This window comes from Limimaricola sp. AA108-03 (assembly GCF_050847355.1).
GTDB lineage: Bacteria > Pseudomonadota > Alphaproteobacteria > Rhodobacterales > Rhodobacteraceae > Limimaricola.
Genome location: NZ_CP193755.1, coordinates 1,956,873 through 1,973,419 on the forward strand (window position 1 = coordinate 1,956,873; position 16,547 = coordinate 1,973,419).

Here is a 16,547-nt window from a genome sequence, read left to right on the forward strand (position 1 = left end):
CGATACTAGACCGCCACGACGCGGCGCCCAGCCCGCTCGGCGCTTGCCTCGCGCGCATCTTCGCCTAGAAGGGCTGCGATCCACACGGAGACCTGCCATGCCCCTGACCACGACCCGCCGGGCCTTTGCCGCGGCCATCGCCATCCTCGCCGCGCTCCCCGCCGCGGCCCAGGACGTGCCGACGCTCTACTTCTCGGCCATCCCCGACAATGACGAGACCAAGCTTCAGGAGCGGTTCGGCAAGGTCGCCGAATATCTCGAGGCCACGCTCGGCGTGCCGGTCGAATACGTCCCGGTCAAGGACTACGCCGCCTCCGTCACCGCCTTTCGCAACGACCAGATCCAGCTTGCCTGGTTCGGCGGCCTCTCGGGCGTGCAGGCACGGCGGCTGGTGCCCGGCAGCCATGCCATCGCGCAGGGCGCCGAGGATCAGAGCTTCGTCACCTATTTCATCGCCAACACCGGCACCCCGCTGACCGAGTCCGAGGATGGCAGCTTTCCCGAAGGCCTCGAGGGGCTGAGCTTCACCTTCGGCTCGCAGGGCTCGACCTCGGGACGCCTGATGCCCGAATTCCACCTGCGCCGGATCACCGGCGAGGACCCGCGCGACTTCTTCTCGGATGTCGGCTTCTCGGGCGATCACGGCCAGACGCTGCGGCTCGTGGCCTCCGGCGCATACGACGTCGGCGCGCTGAACTACACCGTCTACGAGCAGGCGGTCACAGAGGGCGCCCCCGAGGTGGAGACCACCAAAGTGATCTGGCGCACCCCGCCCTATCCCGATTACAACTGGACCATCCGCGGCGACGTGGACGAGCGCTGGGGCGACGGTTTCGCCGAGCGCGTGCAGGAGGCGATCATCGCCATCGACGATCCCGCGCTGCTCGAAAGCTTCCCCAGAACCGGCTTCATCGCCGCCGAGGACGCGCTTTACGACGCGATCGAGGACACCGCCCAGCAGCTCGACCTGATCGACTGATGACCGCCGCGTCGCTCCTGCGCTTCGAGGGCGAAACGCTCTCCTGGGACGGGGCGGCCGTGCTCGAGGGGTTGAACCTGTCGCTGGCGCGCGGCGAGCGGCTGGTGCTCCTCGGGCGCTCGGGCTCCGGCAAGAGCACCCTGCTGAACGCGATCCGCCTCAAGCTCGAGGCGGCGCGCCCGGCGCCGCGCCTCGCCCTCGTGCCGCAGGATCCCGGGCTGGTGCCGCAGCTCTCGGTATTTCACAACGTCTGGATGGGCGGGCTCGACGATCACTCGGCCGCCTACGGGCTGCGGGTACTGCTGCATCCCCCCGCCCGCGAACGCGCCCGCGTCGCCCCCTTCGTGGAGCGGGTCGGCCTCGCTGGGCTCGAACGGCGCCGCGTCGCGGCGCTGTCGGGCGGGCAACGGCAGCGCACCGCACTGGCCCGTGCGCTGATGCGCGGCGGTGACGCGCTGATCGCCGACGAGCCGGTCTCGGCCGTCGATCCACGCCAGTCCGGCGACCTGCTCGACGCGCTTGCGCAGCGCTTCCCGACCATGGTGCTGGCGCTGCACGACCCCGAGCGCGCGCTCGCCATCGGCACCCGGATCATCGGTATCCGCGGCGGCCAAGTCACGCTCGACCGGCCGACGCGCGATCTTACCCTGCCCGAGCTCCATGCGCTCTACGCCGCCTGAGCCGAAACCGAACCGCCGGTTGCGGGCTGGCCAGGTGCTGGCGGGTTTCGGTATCGCAACGCTGATCGCCCTGATCTTCGCCGATCTCGATCTCGCCCGCCCCGATCCGTGGCTGACGCTGCGCCGGATCGGCGCCGGTCTCGCCGCGCCCGATTTCGGGGATCCCGCCGCGCTGGCCTACGCGGCGGCCCTCACCGTGGCCTTCGCGGTCTGCGGCGTCTTCGCCGGGGCGCTGGCCGGCTTCGTTCTCAGCCTCGGCTACGGCTTCGCGCCTCTGCGGTGTTTCTGCATCCTGATCCGCTCGGTGCACGAGCTGTTCTGGGCGCTCCTGCTGCTGGGCGTCACCGGTCTGGGTCCGCTCACCGGGGTACTGGCCATCGCCCTGCCCTATGCCGGCATCTTCGCCAAGGTCTTTGCCGAGTATCTTGCCGAGGCCGATCCCGCCGCCACCCGCGCGCTGCCGCGCCGCACGCCGCCGCTGTCGCGGCTGCTGTGGAGCCGGCTGCCGCTGGCGCTGCCCGAACTCGGCGCCTACACGCTCTACAGGCTCGAATGCGGGCTGCGCTCCTCGGCGGTGCTGGGCTTCGTGGGGCTGCCGACGCTGGGCTACCTGCTCGAAACCGATTTCCGGCAGGCGCAGTACGGCGCGGCGGCGGCGGCGCTGGCCGTCTACCTCGCGCTGATCCTGCCGATCCGCTACTGGATGCGGCTGCGGCTGGCGCCGCTCTGGCTCGTTGCGGGCGCATGGCTTCTGGCGCGCCACCCGGCGCCGCCGATGGGCGACGGCGCGCTCCTGCGCTTTCTCTCCGATGCCGTACCAGCGCCGCTACGCATGGGCGATTGGGCGGGACTCTGGCCTTGGCTGTCCCGGCTGCTGAGCGAACAGGCGCTGCCGGGGGTGGCCGCCACGCTTGTCCTGTCGCAGCTGGCGCTTGCCCTGGCCGCGGCGGTGGCCGTGGCGGGCTTCCCGCTGATCGTGCGCCGTGTGGCCGGGCGGGCCGGTGCGCTGCTGGGGCACCTGTCGCTGGTGCTGTCGCGATCGATCCCCGACTACATGCTTGCCTTCCTGATCCTGCAGGTGACCGGCCCCTCGATGATCCCCGCGATCCTCGCGCTCGGCCTGCACAACGGCGCGATCATCGCGCATCTGATGGGGCGCCAGGGTGACGCCCTGACCGCGCGCCTCAGGCCCGATGCCCCGCGCGGGCTGCGGCTGGCCGCCTGGGAGCTGCTGCCGCGCATGTCGGGCAACTTCTTCGCGCTATGCCTTTATCGCTGGGAGATCATCGTCCGGGACAGCGCCATCCTCGGCCTTCTGGGGATCGCGACGCTCGGCTTCTCCGTCGATGCGGCCGTGCAGGAGCTGCGCACCGATCGCGCGGTGATGCTGCTCGTGGTCTCGGCGCTGCTGACGCTCGGGATCGACGCGTTCTCCGGCTGGATCAGGTCGCGGATGCGGCTCTCTGCGCCGGGCATGCGCCGGGCCGAGCCGGAGACCGCGGAGGCGGCCTGAGGCCTTGCGGCTTTTGGGCTGGCGGCGGGGCTGGGGGCTGGCGGCGGGGTTTGCGTATTTGTGGAACAAAGTGGCCGGCGGGCGGGCCCGGCGCGGAGAAGGCGCGCGCCGGGCCCCTTGGTCGGGGGGGCGAGGCTCAGAGCTTCTCGGTGAGCTCGGGCAGCGCGGTGAACAGGTCGGCGACGAGGCCGTAATCGGCGACCTGGAAGATCGGCGCCTCCTCGTCCTTGTTGATCGCCACGATCACCTTCGAATCCTTCATCCCCGCGAGATGCTGGATCGCGCCCGAGATGCCGACCGCCACGTAGAGCGCGGGCGCCACCACCTTGCCGGTCTGCCCGACCTGCCAGTCGTTCGGCGCGAAGCCCGAATCCACCGCGGCGCGCGACGCGCCGACGGCGGCGCCGAGCTTGTCGGCCAGCGTCTCGATCAGCGCGAAGTTCTCCTGCGAGCCGACGCCGCGGCCGCCCGACACCACGATGCCGGCGGAGGTCAGCTCGGGCCGGTCGCTCTCGGCCAGCTTGTCCTCGACCCAGGAGGACAGGCCCGGATCGGCGGCCGGCGCCACGTCCTCGACCGGGGCCGACCCGCCGTCGCCCGCCGGCTCGAAGCCGGTGGTGCGGATGGTGATGACCTTGGTGGCGTCGCGCGACTTCACCGTCTGTACCGCGTTGCCGGCATAGACCGGGCGGTCGAACGAGCCGTCGCCATGCAGCGCCAGCACGTCGGGGATGATCATCACGTCCAAGAGCGCCGCGACCCGCGGCATGATGTTCTTGGCGTCCGTGGTGGCGGGCGCGGCGACCACCTCGTGGCCCTCCGCGAGCTGCGCCACCAGCGCCGCGACCGGCTCGGCCAGCCGGTGCGAATAGAGCGCATCCTCGGCGCAGAGCACCCGGGCCACGCCCTCGATCGAGGCGGCGGCCTGCGCCGCGTCCTTGGCCTTGGCGCCGACGCACAGGAGCGTCACCTCGCCCAGAGCCTGCACCGCCGAAACGGCGCGGGCGGTGGCGTCACGGTTCAGTTCGCCGTCCGTGACCTCGGCCAGAAGCAGAACGCTCATCCCACGACCCCCAGATCCTTGAGTTTCTCGACCAGCTCATCGACCGAGCCGACCATCATCCCCGCCTTGCGCGCCGGCGGCTCGGCGGTCTTCACCACCTCGAGCCGCGGGCTGACATCGACGCCGAAATCCGCCGCCGTCTTCTCGTCGAGCGGCTTCTTCTTGGCCTTCATGATGTTGGGCAGCGAGGCGTAGCGTGGCTCGTTCAGCCGCAGGTCCACCGAGACGATCGCCGGCAGCTTCACCGAGATCGTCTGCAACCCGCCATCGACCTCGCGCGTCACCTGCGCCTCTTCGCCCTCGATCTTCACCTCGGAGGCGAAGGTGGCCTGGGACCAGCCCAAGAGCGCCGACAGCATCTGGCCGGTGGCGTTCATGTCGTTGTCGATCGCCTGCTTGCCGCAGAGCACCAGCTGGGGCTGCTCCTCCTCGACCAGCTTGGCGAGGATCTTCGCCACCGCCAGCGGCTCGATATCCTGGTCGGGGGCCTCGGCCGCGACCACCAGGATCGCCCGGTCCGCGCCCATCGCCAGCGCCGTCCGGAGCGTCTCCTGCGCCTGCTTCACGCCGATCGACACCGCCACCACCTCGGTGGCCACGCCCGCCTCCTTCAGACGGATCGCCTCCTCGACCGCGATCTCGTCGAACGGGTTCATCGACATCTTCACGTTCGCCAGGTCGACCCCCGTGCCGTCCGACTTCACACGGACCTTCACGTTGTAGTCGATCACCCGCTTCACGGGGACTAGGATCTTCATCATCTGCTCCTGTCTCAGAAGAACGCCTGCAGGCCGGTCTGGGCGCGGCCAAGGATCAGCGCATGAACGTCATGCGTGCCCTCATAGGTGTTCACGGTTTCCAGGTTGATCATGTGGCGCATCACCGGGAACTCGTCGGAGATGCCGTTGCCGCCATGCATGTCGCGGGCATGGCGCGCGATCTCGAGCGCCTTGCCGCAATTGTTGCGCTTCATCAGGCTGACCAGCTCGGGCGAGGCGCGGCCTTCATCCATCAGTCGGCCAAGCCGCAGGCTGCCCTGCAAGCCGAGCGCGATCTCGGTCTGCATGTCGGCGAGCTTCTTCTGGAACAGCTGGGTCTGGGCCAGCGGCTTGTTGAACTGCTTGCGGTCGAGGCCGTATTGCCGCGCCGCATGCCAGCAGGCCTCGGCCGCGCCCATCGCGCCCCAGCTGATGCCGTAGCGCGCGCGGTTGAGGCAGCCGAAGGGACCCTTGAGGCCCTGCACGTTCGGCAGCAGCGCGTCCTCGCCGACCTCGACGCCGTCCATGACGATCTCGCCGGTGGTCGAGGCGCGCAAGGAGAGCTTGCCGCCGATCTTCGGCGAGGACAGGCCGGCCATGCCCTTTTCGAGGATGAAGCCGCGGATCTTGCCCTCATGCGCCTCGGACTTGGCCCAGACCACGAAGACATCCGCGAACGGCGCGTTCGAGATCCACATCTTCGAGCCCGACAGCCGGTAGCCGGTGTCGGTCTTCTTGGCCACGGTCTTCATGCCGGCAGGGTCCGAGCCCGCATCGGGCTCGGTCAGGCCGAAGCAGCCGATCAGCTCGCCAGAGCACAGGCCGGGCAGGTATTTCTTCTTCTGCTCTTCGGAGCCATAGGCGTGGATCGGGTAGATCACGAGGCTCGACTGCACCGACATCATCGAGCGGTAGCCACTGTCCACGCGCTCCACCTCGCGGGCGATCAGGCCATAGGTGACATAGGACGCGCCGAGACCGCCATACTCCTCCTCGACGGTGACGCCGAGCAGGCCCGCCTCGCCCATCTCGCGGAAGATCGAGGGATCGGCCGTCTCCTCGCGGTAGGCCTCGGTCACGCGCGGGGCGAGCTTGTCCTGTGCGAAGGCCCGCGCCGCATCGCGCAGCATCCGTTCGTCCTCGTCGAGCTGGGCCTCCAGCAGGAACGGGTCGCTCCAGTCGAATTGAGCGAGTTCGGGGCCGTGGCCGTGTGTATCCTTGGGCATGTCAGTTCTCCTCCGCGTCGAGTGCCGCCAGGCGATCCGCAAAGGTGCCCAGCAGCTTGTGTTTCAGGATCTTGCCGGTCGCCGCGGCGGGCAGCCGGTCCACGATCAGGATCTTCGATGGCCGCTTGTAGCTCGAAAGCCGCTCCGAGACATGGGCTTTCAGCGTCGCCGGCTCGGGCGCCGGATCGGTGCACTGCACGAAGGCTAGCACCTCCTCGTTGCCGCCCCGGCTGCGGCCGATGACCGCGGCCTGCACCACGCAGGGGTGATCGTTCAGCGCCGCCTCGACCTCGGGCGGATAGACGTTGAAGCCGGAGCGGATGATCAGCTCTTTGCAACGGCCCACCACGTGCAGGCGGCCCTCGGTGTCGATCCGGCCCAGATCGCCGGTCCTGAGCCAGCCCTCGGCATCGATCACCTGCGCCGTGGCCTCGGGGTTGCGGTAGTAGCCCTTCATCACATGAGGCCCGCGCGTGTGGATCTCGCCCACGCCCTCGGCGTCGCTCGCCGCCGGGTCGATGCGGATCTCGATGCCGGGCAGCGCCGGGCCGACCGAGACGTCGGGCGTGCCGATCGGGTTGCGGGTGCCGCAGACGCCCGCCGTGCTTTCGGTCATGCCGTAGCCGTTCTGCAGCGGCAGCCCGTAGAAGGCCTCGGCCTTGCGCTTCCATGCCGGATCGAGCGGCGCGGCGCCGGAGGAGACGTAGCGCAGCTTCGCGCCCTCCAGCCGGTCGAGGCCGAGCGAAGCGACGTGTTTCATCAGCAGCGCGTGCATTTGCGGCACGGCCGGCAGCACCGTCGCGCCGTCCTTCAGGGCGGCCAGCAGCCGGTCGGGGGCGAAGCGGGTCTCCAGCTGGACGCAGGCGCCGCAGGAGGCGCCGGCCATCAGCATCGAGGCAAGACCGAACACATGGGTGAGCGGCAAGGCCCCGTAGATCCGGTCCCCGGGCACCATCGCGCGCATCGCGGCGCTCGAGGCGCCGGCGAAGAGCAGGTTGGCATGGGTCAGCATCACGCCCTTGGGGTCGCCCGTGGTGCCGGTGGTGTAGAGAATCACGGCGACCCGTTCGGGGCCCGCGGGCCCCGGCTCCGGCGCCCCAGCGGGGCCCTCGGCGACGCCGAGACTGCCGGTCGTGGTGGTGACCTCAGCCGCGCCCGCCGCCTGCGCATGGGCGCGCGCCTCGGGCGAGACATGCGAGGTGTAGAGGATCGCGCGCGGCGCGGCATGTACGGTGATGCGCTCCAGCTCTGGGCCGGTCATGCGGGCGTTGACCGGCACCGCGATGGCGTCGAGACGCGAGGCCGCGAAGATCGCCAGCGCCGCGGCGGCGCAGTTCTCGGCGACGATCAGCACCCGGTCGCCCGCCCCCACGGCGCGGTCGCGCAGCAGCCCGGCCATCTCCTCGATGGCGGCGTGGTATTCGGCGTGGCTGAGCACGCGGCCATCGCTGTCGATCAGCCCCGGCGCGTCGCCGCGATCGGCCGCCTGCCGGGCGATCAGCTCGTGCACCCGGCGCGTCCTCGTCCCGGCCTCGGGGCTCTGGGCCATCTCGGCACTCGTCATGCGATCATCCCCTCCTGCATCCTGTCGCGCGCTGGCGCGGGGCGCAGCCGCGCCAGCGCCGCCAGCGCCTCCTCCTCGAGCCCGCCGACGATCTCCGCCAGCGGCGCAATCTCCCCGGTGAGCCCCAGCGACTGACCGGCCGAGAGCATGCCGCGTGACACGTCGCCGGTCTCGTAGGCCCGGCGCCCGATCCGCCCCGCGACATGCGGCAGCAGCGCCTCGATCCCGATCTCCGGGTTCTCCGCCTCCAACCGCGCCACCGTCTCCGAGGTCTCGTTCCTCAGCGTGCGGATGGTGTTGCGCACGCTGGACATGGTGAGCATCGTGTCGGTCTCGCGCGCGCCCGACAGCGCCCGCTTGTAATCGGGATGCGCGCCGATCTCCTCGGCGACGAGAAAGCGCGTGCCGACCACGACGCCCGCAGCGCCGCCCGCCAGCGCGGCCACGATCTGCCCGCCATGACCGACGCCGCCGCCGATCAGGAACGGGATCTTCAACCGCCGCTCGGCAAGCGCGAGGTTGACGAAGGAACCGACGAGGTCGAGGCCGGGATGGCCGCCGCATTCGGCGCCGACGATCGACACCATGTCGACGCCCACCGCCTGCGCCTTCTCTGCGAAGCGCACGCTCGGCACCTTGTGCAGCACGGTGATCCCGGCATCCTTCAGCATCGGCAGCCATGGCTCGGGGTTGCGTCCCGAGGTCTCGACGAAGCGCACGCCCTCCTCGGCGATCAGCGCGAAGATCTCCTCCGTGCGCTCGCCCGGCACCAGCTTGGGCAGCATCGAGACGTTGACCCCGAAGGCGCCGCCCTGCGACATCTCGCGCGTGCGCCGGATCTCGGCGCGCAGCGCGTCGGGCTCGGGGAAGCTCGCCGCCGTCAGGAACCCGATGATGCTCGCGCGCGCGCAGGCCGAGACATAGGACGCGTCCGACAGCCACATCAGCCCGCCCGCCACGATCGGCAGCCGCGTGCCATAGGCACGGGTGACGGCGGTGTCGAAGACCGGATCGATCATGTCCGCTCCCTCAGCTTGGCGAAATCCGGGCTGCGCTTTTCGAGGAAGGCGCCGATGCCCTCGGCCGCCTCGGCCGTTCCCTGGGCGCGGGCCATGGCGTCGCGCTCGGCATCGAGCTGGCTAAAGAAATCGCCCGTCGCGGCGCCGTTCATCAGCGCCTTGATCTCGCCCTGCGCGACGGTCGGCCCCTGCGCCAGCCGGTCGGCCAGCGCCATGGCGCGCTCGAACACCTCGCCCTCGGGCGCCAGTTCGGAAAGCGCGCCGAGCCCCTGCAGCCGCTCGGCCGCGATCGGCTCGCCCAAGAGCACCATGCGCCGCGCCAGCGCCCGCGGCAGCAGGGCTGTGAGGAAATGCGTGAGCCCGGCATCGGGCACCAGCCCCGCCTTCACATAGGCTGCGGTGAAGCGGGCGTTCTCGGCGGCGATGGTGAAATCGCAGGCCAGCGCCAGCGACAGCCCGGCCCCGGCGGCGCCCCCCTCGACGGCGGCGATCACCGGCTTGGGGCAACCGATCACGGCGCGGATCAGGTCGTGCAGCCGGTCGATATTGCCGCGCCGCTCGGCCTCGGTCTGCGCCGCGCGGGTCGCCAGCACACCCAGATCGCCGCCGGCACAGAAGAAGCCGCCCTCGGAGGCGAGGACCACGCAGGCGATGCGCGGCGTATAGGCCGCCGTCATGATCGCCTCCTGCAGCGCCGCGTAGTAATCCGGCGTCAGCGCACCGCGCCGGGCGGCGTTGAGGTTCCACACCACCAGCCGGTCGCCGAGATCCTGGATCCGTGCCATGCTCATGCCGTGCCCTCCTTTGCAGGTTGCGACACAGGCTTGAACACGCCGGTCGCGGTGGCGACGAGTCGGTCGTCCTCGGCCCGCAACTCGCCCTCGATGAACAACAGCTTGCGACCGCCGCCGGTGATCCGGCCCACCGCCACGAGCGCCTCGCCCTCGCGGGCGGGGGCGAGGTACTGGGTGTTGAGCGAGATCGTCAGGAAGGGGTGCCGCCCCTCGGGGTCGCGGGTCAGGCTACCGGTGGCGCCCATCGCGTTGTCGAGGATCGTCGCGACGATGCCGCCATGCAGCATGCCGTGCCTGTTGGTGTGCTCCGGCCCCACCCGCAGGTGACAGCGCGCCCGTCCGTCGCCCTGTCCCACGTCGAGCGTGTAGCCCAGCAGCCGCTGCGCCCCGGTCTCGCCCCTGATGATCCCCTCCCCGGTCATCTCAGGCGGCCCGAAGCCGGACGAAGCGCCCGAGATGGAAGGTCGCGTCGCCGAAGCGCTGATCGAGCATCGACAGGCGGCGCGCGAAGCGGCCGAGATCGTATTCCTCGGTCATGCCGATGCCACCATGCATCTGGATCGCCTCCTCGGCCACCAGCCGCGCCACCTTGCCGACGAGATGCTTGGTCGCGGAGACATGGATCTCGCGGGTGTCGCGGTCGGCCTCGAGATGGCCGCACAAGTTGATCACCGCCGAGCGCGCCTGCTCGATCTCGATCAGCATGTCGGCGGCGCGGTGCTGCAGCGCCTGGAACTTGCCGATTGGCTGGCCGAACTGCTTGCGGGTCTTGAGATAGTCGCCGGTGAAACCGCGCGCCGTCTCCATCGCCCCGAGCGCATCGGCGCAAAGCGCGGCGGTGGCGCGTGCCTGCGCAGTCTCGATCGCCTCGATCGCCGCGCCCTCGGCCCCCAGAAGCGCGCTCTCGGGCAGGGACACGCCGTCGAGCGTGATCTCGGCCGCGCGGCCGCCATGGCTCAGCGGGTAGTCGCGGATTTCGACGCCCGCCGTGCCCTTGGGCAGCAGGAACAGGCTGATGCCGTCGCGGTCGCGCGCCTCGCCGGAGGTCCGCGCCGAGATGACGATGTGATCGGCCTGCGCGCCGTTCACGACGACCGATTTGCGGCCCGTGAGGCTCCAGCCCTCGCCCGAACGCTCGGCCCGGGTCTCGACCCGCTCGACGTCGAAGCGGCTGGCCGGCTCGCCATGCGCGAAAGCGAGCTGGACGCTGCCCTCGACCGCCTGCTCGATCAGGCCCTTCTGCGCCTCCGTGCCCAGCTCGGCCACCAGCCCGCCCGCGAGCAGCAGCTCGAGCATCGGCTCGGTGGCACCCGAGCGGCCCAGCTCCTCGAACACGGTCATCAGGTCGAAGCCCATGCCGCCGAAGCCGCCCTGGTCTTCGGTGAACAGGGCACCGGCGACGCCCATCTCGGACAGCCCAGCCCAGATCTCGGGCGAGGAGCCGGTGGCCTCGGCCGCTTCGAGCGCGGCGGGGGTGACGGCGTCGCCGAGATAGCGGCGCAGCCCGTCCTGCAGCATCTGCCGCTCTTCGGTCAGTTGGAAGTTCATGGCCCGCTCCTCAGAGTTCCAGGATCGCCTTGGCGATGATCGTCTTCTGCACCTCGTTCGATCCGCCATAGATCGAGAGCTTGCGGTTGTTCAGGTAATGCGGCGTCGCGGCCATCGCGTAGTCCGGCCCGACCGGCCCCTCGTTCGAGCCCGCATCCAGCGCCTCGGAGACGAAAGGCATGGCCCAGGGGCCGACGGCCTGCTTGGTCAGCGCGTTGATTTCCTGCCGGATCACCGTGCCCTTGACCTTGAGCATCGAGCTTTCCGCGCCCGGCGCCTGACCGGCGGCTGCGGCCGAGACCACCCGCAGATTGGTCGTGGCCATCGCCATCAGCGCGATCTCGACCTCGGCGATCTTCGCGGCAAACAGCGGGTCCTCGATCAGCGGGCGGCCCTGGCACTGTTCCAGCTTCGCGATCCGCTTGAGATTGGCCAGACCGGCATTGGCAAAGCCGACACCGGCGATGTTGGTGCGCTCATGCGTCAGCAGGTACTTGGCGTAGGTCCAGCCCTTGTTCTCCTCGCCGACGAGGTTCTCCACCGGCACGCGGACGTTGTCGAAGAAGACCTCGTTCACCTCCGGCTCTCCGTCGAGCAGCACGATCGGGCGCACGGTGACGCCGGGGTCGTTCATGTCGACCAGCAGGAAGGAGATCCCCTCCTGCGGCTTGCCTTCCTTGGAGGTGCGCACGAGGCAGAAGATCATGTTCGCGTACTGGCCCAGCGTGGTCCAAGTCTTCTGCCCGTTGACCACGTAATGGTCGCCGTCGCGTTCTGCGGTGGTCTTGACCGAGGCGAGGTCCGAGCCGGCGCCCGGCTCGGAATAGCCCTGGCACCACCAGTCGTCACCGTTGAGGATGCGCGGCAGCCAGTAATCCTGCTGTTCCCTGGAGCCGAACTTCTGCAGCACCGGGCCGAGCATCGCGAGGCCGAAGGGCACGATGCGCGGCGCATGGGCGGCGGTGGTCTCCTCCTCGAAGATGTGCCGCTCGACCGCGTTCCAGCCGGCGCCGCCATGTTCCTTGGGCCAGTTGCCCGCGAGCCAGCCCTTCTCGTTGAGGATGGCGTGCCATTCCTCGTAATCCTCTTTGGTCAGCCGCTGGCCAAGACGGCCCTTGTCCGACAGGCGCTTGGGCAGTTTCTCGTCCAGAAAGCGGCGCACCTCGGCGCGGAAGGCCTTCTGCTCTTCGGTGAAGCTCAGGTCCATTGCGGCCCCCTTCTCAGTAGATCTCGAACAGGCCGGCAGCACCCTGCCCGCCGCCGATGCACATGGTCACGACGCCGAGCTTGGCGCCGCGACGGCGGCCCTCGATCATCAGGTGGCCGGTCATCCGCGCGCCGGTCATGCCGAAGGGATGGCCGATCGAGATCGAGCCGCCCGAGACGTTGAGCTTATCGTTGTCGATGCCCAGCGTGTCGCGGCAGTAGAGCGCCTGGGAGGCGAAGGCCTCGTTCAGCTCCCACAGGTCGATGTCGTCGACGGTGAGGCCCTGACGCTCCAGGAGACGCGGCACGGCGAAGACCGGGCCGATGCCCATCTCATCGGGCTCGCAGCCCGCCACGGCAAAGCCGCGGAAGGCGCCGAGGATGTCTAGGCCGAGGCGCTCGGCCTCCTTGCGGTCCATCATGACGAGCGCGGCGGCGCCGTCGGAGAGCTGGCTGGCGTTGCCGGCGGTGATGAAGTTGCCGTCGCCGCGCACCGGCTGGAGCTTTTGCAGGCCTTCGAGATTGGTCGAAGGACGGTTGCACTCGTCCATCGAGATGGTCTCGGTGACGTGGGAAACCTCGCCGGTTTCCTTGTCCTTGACCGCCTTGGTCACCTCCATAGGCGCGATCTCGGCGTCGTAGCGCCCGGCCTTTTGAGCCTCGGCGGTGCGCTGCTGGCTCGACAGCGCCAGCTCGTCCTGCGCCTCGCGCGAGATGCCGTAGCGCTTGGCCACCGTGTCGGCGGTCTCGATCATCGCGTGGTAGATCTCGGGCTTGTGCTCCTCGATCCAGGCGTTGCGCGAATGGCGCACGGGCGGCTGCACCATCGAGATGCTCTCGACGCCGCCGACGAGGATCGCCTTCGCGCCCTCCTGGCTGATCATGTGCCCACCCATGGCAATGGCCTGCAGGCCGGAGGCGCAGAAGCGGTTCACGGTGGTCGCTGCGATCGAGACCGGCATCCCGGCACGGATCACCGCCTGACGGGCGATGTTGCCGCCGGTGACGTATTCCGGGTAGCCGCAGCCGAAGATCGCGTCTTCGATCAGCGCCGGATCGATACCGGCGCGCTCGACCGCGTGACGGGCGGCATGGCCCGCCATGTCGGCGCCATGGGTGATGTTGAACGCGCCCCGGGCGGCCTTGCCGATCGGGGTGCGGGCGGTGGATACGATGACGGCGTCGGTCATGTCGTCTCTCCCTCTCAGCCGTTCAGGCTGGCGAATGTGGAATTCTCGTCGGCGAGGCGGTCGAGCAGCGGCGCCACCTGCCAGAAGTGATCGTCCTCGGCGGCGTATTGCCTGATCCGGTCGCGGATCGTGGCAGGGCCTTCCGTGTCGGCATAGTGCATCGGGCCACCGCGATGGCGCGGGAAGCCGTAGCCGTAGAGCAGCGTCACATCGACATCGAGCGGGCGCTGCGCGATGCCCTCCTCGACCACGCGGGCGCTCTCGTTGACCATGGCGGCCATGTAACGCGCGACGATCTCTTCGTCGGTGAAGTCGCGCGGGCTCACGCCCTGCTTCTCGCGCTCGGCCGCGATGATCTCCTCGACCTCCGGGTCGGGGCGGCCGCGCGGGCTTTCCTCGTCGTAGATGTAGTAGCCGCGCTGCGTCTTCTGGCCCAGCCGCCCCATCTCGTAGAGCGTGTCGGCCCAGCCCGGGTAACGGTCGCGCTCGTGGCGCTGACCGGCCTTGCGCTGGCGCGTCATGTAGCCGATGTCGAGCCCCGCGAGATCGCCGACCTGGTAGGGGCCCATCGGGAAGCCGAAATCGCGCAGGGCCTTGTCGATCTGGTAGGGGCTGGCGCCGTCGAGGATCATGTGATCGGCGGCGGTCCGGTAATGCGACAGGATGCGATTGCCGATGAAGCCGTCGCAGACGCCGGCACGAACCGAGACCTTGCCCAGCTTCTTGCCGAGCGCGAAAGCGGTGGCGGTGACCTCTGGCGCGGTCTTGTCGGCGACCACGACCTCCAGAAGCTTCATCACATGGGCAGGCGAGAAGAAGTGCAGCCCGATCACGTCCTCCGGACGCTTGGTCGCCTGCGCGATCTCGTCGATGTCGAGATAGGAGGTGTTGGTCGCCAGCACCGCGCCGGGCTTGGCGACCCGGTCGAGTTCCCGGAACACGTCCTTCTTGACGTCCATGCTCTCGAACACGGCCTCGATGATCACGTCGGCCCCGCTCAGCGCGTCGTAGCCGGTGACGCAGGAGAGGGCATTGCCAAGGATCGCGTCGCGCTTGTCCTCTTTCAGCTTCCCGCGCTTCACGGCGGCGGCGAGGTTCTTCTCGATGGTGGCGCGGGCGCGGGATGCGGCCTCCTCGTCGCGCTCGACCAGCGTCACGGTCAGGCCGCGCAAGAGCGCCGCGGTGGCGATGCCCGCCCCCATGGTACCGCCGCCAATGACGCCGATGGCCGATACGTCGCGGGGGGCGACGCCCTCGATCTCGGGCAGCTTGGCGACCTTGCGCTCGATGAAGAAGGCGTGGATCAGCCCCGCGCGCTGCGGCGTCTCCATCATCTTCATGAACTGACGGCGTTCCTCGGCGAGGCCCTCGTCGAAGCCCAGCTTGGTCGCCGCCTCGATCGCGTCGAGCGCGGCCAGCGGGGCGACCTCGCCACGCAGCTTCTTTTGCAGCGCTGCGCGGCGGGCCTCGAACATCGCGGCGTCATGCGCGGGCGCGGCCATGTCGCGGACCGGGCGCGGGCCTGCGCCCTGCTGCAGCAGTTCCTCGGCATAGGCGAGACCGGCCTCGAGCGCCTCGCCCTCGCCGAGACGATCCACCAGCCCCAGCTCGACGGCCTTCCGGGCCGAAACCGGGGTGCCGGTGGTGGCCATCTCGATCGCGGCCTCGGCGCCGACGAGGCGCGGCGCGCGCTGGGTGCCGCCGGCGCCGGGGATCACGCCGAGCTTCGTCTCCGGCAGGCCCAGCTGCGCGCCCGGGACGGCGACGCGGTAATGCGCGCCGAGCGCGATCTCCAGACCGCCACCCAAGGCCGCGCCGTGGATCGCGGCGACGACCGGCTTGGTGCAGGCCTCGATCCGGTTCACCACCTCGGGCAGCGACGGCTCCTGCGGCGGCTTGCCGAATTCGGAGATGTCGGCGCCACCGATGAAAAGCCGCCCGGCCCCGTGGATCACCGCGATTTCGGCGGCATCGGCCTCGAACCGCTCGATCGCCTGCACCAGCCCGGCCCGCACGTCGCGGCCCAAGGCGTTCACCGGCGCATGATCCACCGTGATGACCGCGACCCGGCCCCGGCTCTCGAAATGCACTGTACCTGCCATCTGGTCCTCCCTCTCCGGCCTCAACCTATCGGCCGCGCCAATCTATTTCAACATGCAAATCTTAATTCCGCAATGCGGAACTGATACGGCATTCAGATCTCGTGCCGGGTCAGGAACGGCCCCTGCCCCATGATCCGCTCGAGCTCGCGCACCCCGGCCTGCAGCTTCCGCCCGACCTCGCCCCTCATCCGTTCCATGCTCAGATCCTTGGGCATGGCGCCGCAGGTGAAGACCACCGGCTCGCTCAGGTCGCGCGACTGGAACGGCACCGAGACGGCGTGGATGTTAGAAGCGAAATAGACCGCCGGGTTCGCGATCACGAAGCCCTCGGTGACGAGCTGCGTATAGGCCTCGCGCCGGGCCTCGCGCGCCGTCTCCTCGTCGAGGCCGCGATGCCCCTCGGCATCGGCGACGGCCTCGACGAAGCCCTCCTCCGACAGGGCGGCCAGCATCGCGTGGCCCGAGCTCGATCCCTTGAAGGGCAGCCGGTGCCCGACCTCGAGCCAGATCGACGAGACATTCTGCGGCCGCCAGGTCTTGGTGATCAGCACCCGGCCCCGATCGCGCACCGACAGGAGCGCCAGCGTGCCGGTCTCGTCAGCCACGCGCTGCATGATCGGCCCCGACAGCTCGACGAAGGAAATGGAGGCGCTCGCCACGTTGCCCAGTGCCAGCAGCGCCGGTCCGGGGCGGTAACGGTCGTGGCGCCGCGCATGGGTGAGATAGCCCAGCGACTGGAGCGTGAAGGTCAGCCGCGAGACGGTCGATTTCGGCAGGCCGGTCCGCTCGGAGATCTCGGCATTGCCCAGCCCGTCGTCCGAAGGCCGAAAGGCGCGCAGCACCGACAGGCCCCGCGCCAGCGTTGTGGCGAAACGGCGGTCCTGGCTTTCGTCGGTGATCTTCAT

15 protein-coding genes are annotated in these 16,547 nt (G+C 69.7%); 3 read left to right on the plus strand and 12 right to left on the minus strand.

Annotated features, from left to right (window positions below):
- Positions 1–97: 97 nt before the first annotated feature.
- Genes ACRAQ3_RS09575 through ACRAQ3_RS09585 form a run of 3 tightly spaced genes read left to right on the plus strand, consistent with a single transcriptional unit; the run spans position 98 to position 3,172 of the window.
- Positions 98–979, plus strand: coding sequence for a putative selenate ABC transporter substrate-binding protein (locus tag ACRAQ3_RS09575; RefSeq protein ID WP_432254459.1), 882 nt, complete (start codon positions 98–100; stop codon positions 977–979).
- Positions 979–1,659 carry an ATP-binding cassette domain-containing protein gene (locus tag ACRAQ3_RS09580; RefSeq protein ID WP_432254460.1) on the plus strand — a complete coding sequence of 227 codons (681 nt, stop codon included), beginning with the start codon at positions 979–981 and terminating at the stop codon, positions 1,657–1,659. Before ACRAQ3_RS09575 ends, ACRAQ3_RS09580 begins: the two co-directional genes overlap by 1 nt.
- Positions 1,640–3,172 carry a PhnE/PtxC family ABC transporter permease gene (locus ACRAQ3_RS09585; RefSeq protein WP_432254461.1) on the plus strand — a complete coding sequence of 511 codons (1,533 nt, stop codon included), beginning with the start codon at positions 1,640–1,642 and terminating at the stop codon, positions 3,170–3,172. Before ACRAQ3_RS09580 ends, ACRAQ3_RS09585 begins: the two co-directional genes overlap by 20 nt.
- Before the next feature lie 136 nt (positions 3,173–3,308).
- Here ACRAQ3_RS09585 and ACRAQ3_RS09590 read toward each other — a convergent pair whose 3' ends face one another.
- The 12 genes from ACRAQ3_RS09590 to ACRAQ3_RS09645 all read right to left on the minus strand — a co-directional run bounded on the left by ACRAQ3_RS09590 (position 3,309) and on the right by ACRAQ3_RS09645 (position 16,547).
- Positions 3,309–4,235 (minus strand): electron transfer flavoprotein subunit alpha/FixB family protein, encoded by a 927-nt coding sequence (locus ACRAQ3_RS09590; RefSeq protein WP_432254462.1) that lies wholly within the window; start codon positions 4,233–4,235, stop codon positions 3,309–3,311.
- Entirely contained in the window at positions 4,232–4,993 is a 762-nt protein-coding gene (locus ACRAQ3_RS09595; RefSeq protein ID WP_269398383.1) for an electron transfer flavoprotein subunit beta/FixA family protein, read from the minus strand. Before ACRAQ3_RS09595 ends, ACRAQ3_RS09590 begins: the two co-directional genes overlap by 4 nt.
- Positions 4,994–5,007: 14 nt before the next feature.
- Positions 5,008–6,219, minus strand: a complete 1,212-nt coding sequence (locus tag ACRAQ3_RS09600) for an acyl-CoA dehydrogenase (RefSeq protein WP_432254463.1) — start codon at positions 6,217–6,219, stop codon at positions 5,008–5,010.
- Between the two features lies 1 nt (position 6,220).
- The gene (locus ACRAQ3_RS09605) at positions 6,221–7,783 is read right to left on the minus strand and encodes a class I adenylate-forming enzyme family protein (protein WP_432254464.1); all 1,563 of its coding nucleotides are present in this window, start codon (positions 7,781–7,783) and stop codon (positions 6,221–6,223) included.
- On the minus strand, positions 7,780–8,802 hold the full coding sequence (locus tag ACRAQ3_RS09610) for an NAD(P)H-dependent flavin oxidoreductase (protein WP_432254465.1): 1,023 nt from the start codon (positions 8,800–8,802) through the stop codon (positions 7,780–7,782). Before ACRAQ3_RS09610 ends, ACRAQ3_RS09605 begins: the two co-directional genes overlap by 4 nt.
- On the minus strand, positions 8,799–9,593 hold the full coding sequence (locus tag ACRAQ3_RS09615) for an oxepin-CoA hydrolase, alternative type (RefSeq protein ID WP_432254466.1): 795 nt from the start codon (positions 9,591–9,593) through the stop codon (positions 8,799–8,801). The genes ACRAQ3_RS09610 and ACRAQ3_RS09615 overlap by 4 nt, the downstream gene beginning before the upstream one ends.
- Positions 9,590–10,018: a PaaI family thioesterase gene (locus ACRAQ3_RS09620; RefSeq protein WP_432254467.1), complete on the minus strand. Its 429-nt coding sequence runs from the start codon at positions 10,016–10,018 to the stop codon at positions 9,590–9,592. The genes ACRAQ3_RS09615 and ACRAQ3_RS09620 overlap by 4 nt, the downstream gene beginning before the upstream one ends.
- Before the next feature lies 1 nt (position 10,019).
- Positions 10,020–11,144, minus strand: coding sequence for an acyl-CoA dehydrogenase family protein (locus ACRAQ3_RS09625; RefSeq protein WP_432254468.1), 1,125 nt, complete (start codon positions 11,142–11,144; stop codon positions 10,020–10,022).
- Between the two features lie 10 nt (positions 11,145–11,154).
- A complete protein-coding gene (locus tag ACRAQ3_RS09630; protein ID WP_432254469.1) occupies positions 11,155–12,351 on the minus strand; it encodes an acyl-CoA dehydrogenase family protein in 1,197 nt (398 codons plus the stop codon).
- Between the two features lie 13 nt (positions 12,352–12,364).
- Positions 12,365–13,540: an acetyl-CoA C-acyltransferase gene (locus ACRAQ3_RS09635; protein ID WP_432254470.1), complete on the minus strand. Its 1,176-nt coding sequence runs from the start codon at positions 13,538–13,540 to the stop codon at positions 12,365–12,367.
- Between the two features lie 14 nt (positions 13,541–13,554).
- Positions 13,555–15,642 carry a 3-hydroxyacyl-CoA dehydrogenase NAD-binding domain-containing protein gene (locus ACRAQ3_RS09640; protein ID WP_432254471.1) on the minus strand — a complete coding sequence of 696 codons (2,088 nt, stop codon included), beginning with the start codon at positions 15,640–15,642 and terminating at the stop codon, positions 13,555–13,557.
- 92 nt (positions 15,643–15,734) lie between these two features.
- Complete coding sequence (locus ACRAQ3_RS09645; RefSeq protein ID WP_432254472.1) at positions 15,735–16,547, minus strand: IclR family transcriptional regulator; 813 nt, start codon at positions 16,545–16,547, stop codon at positions 15,735–15,737.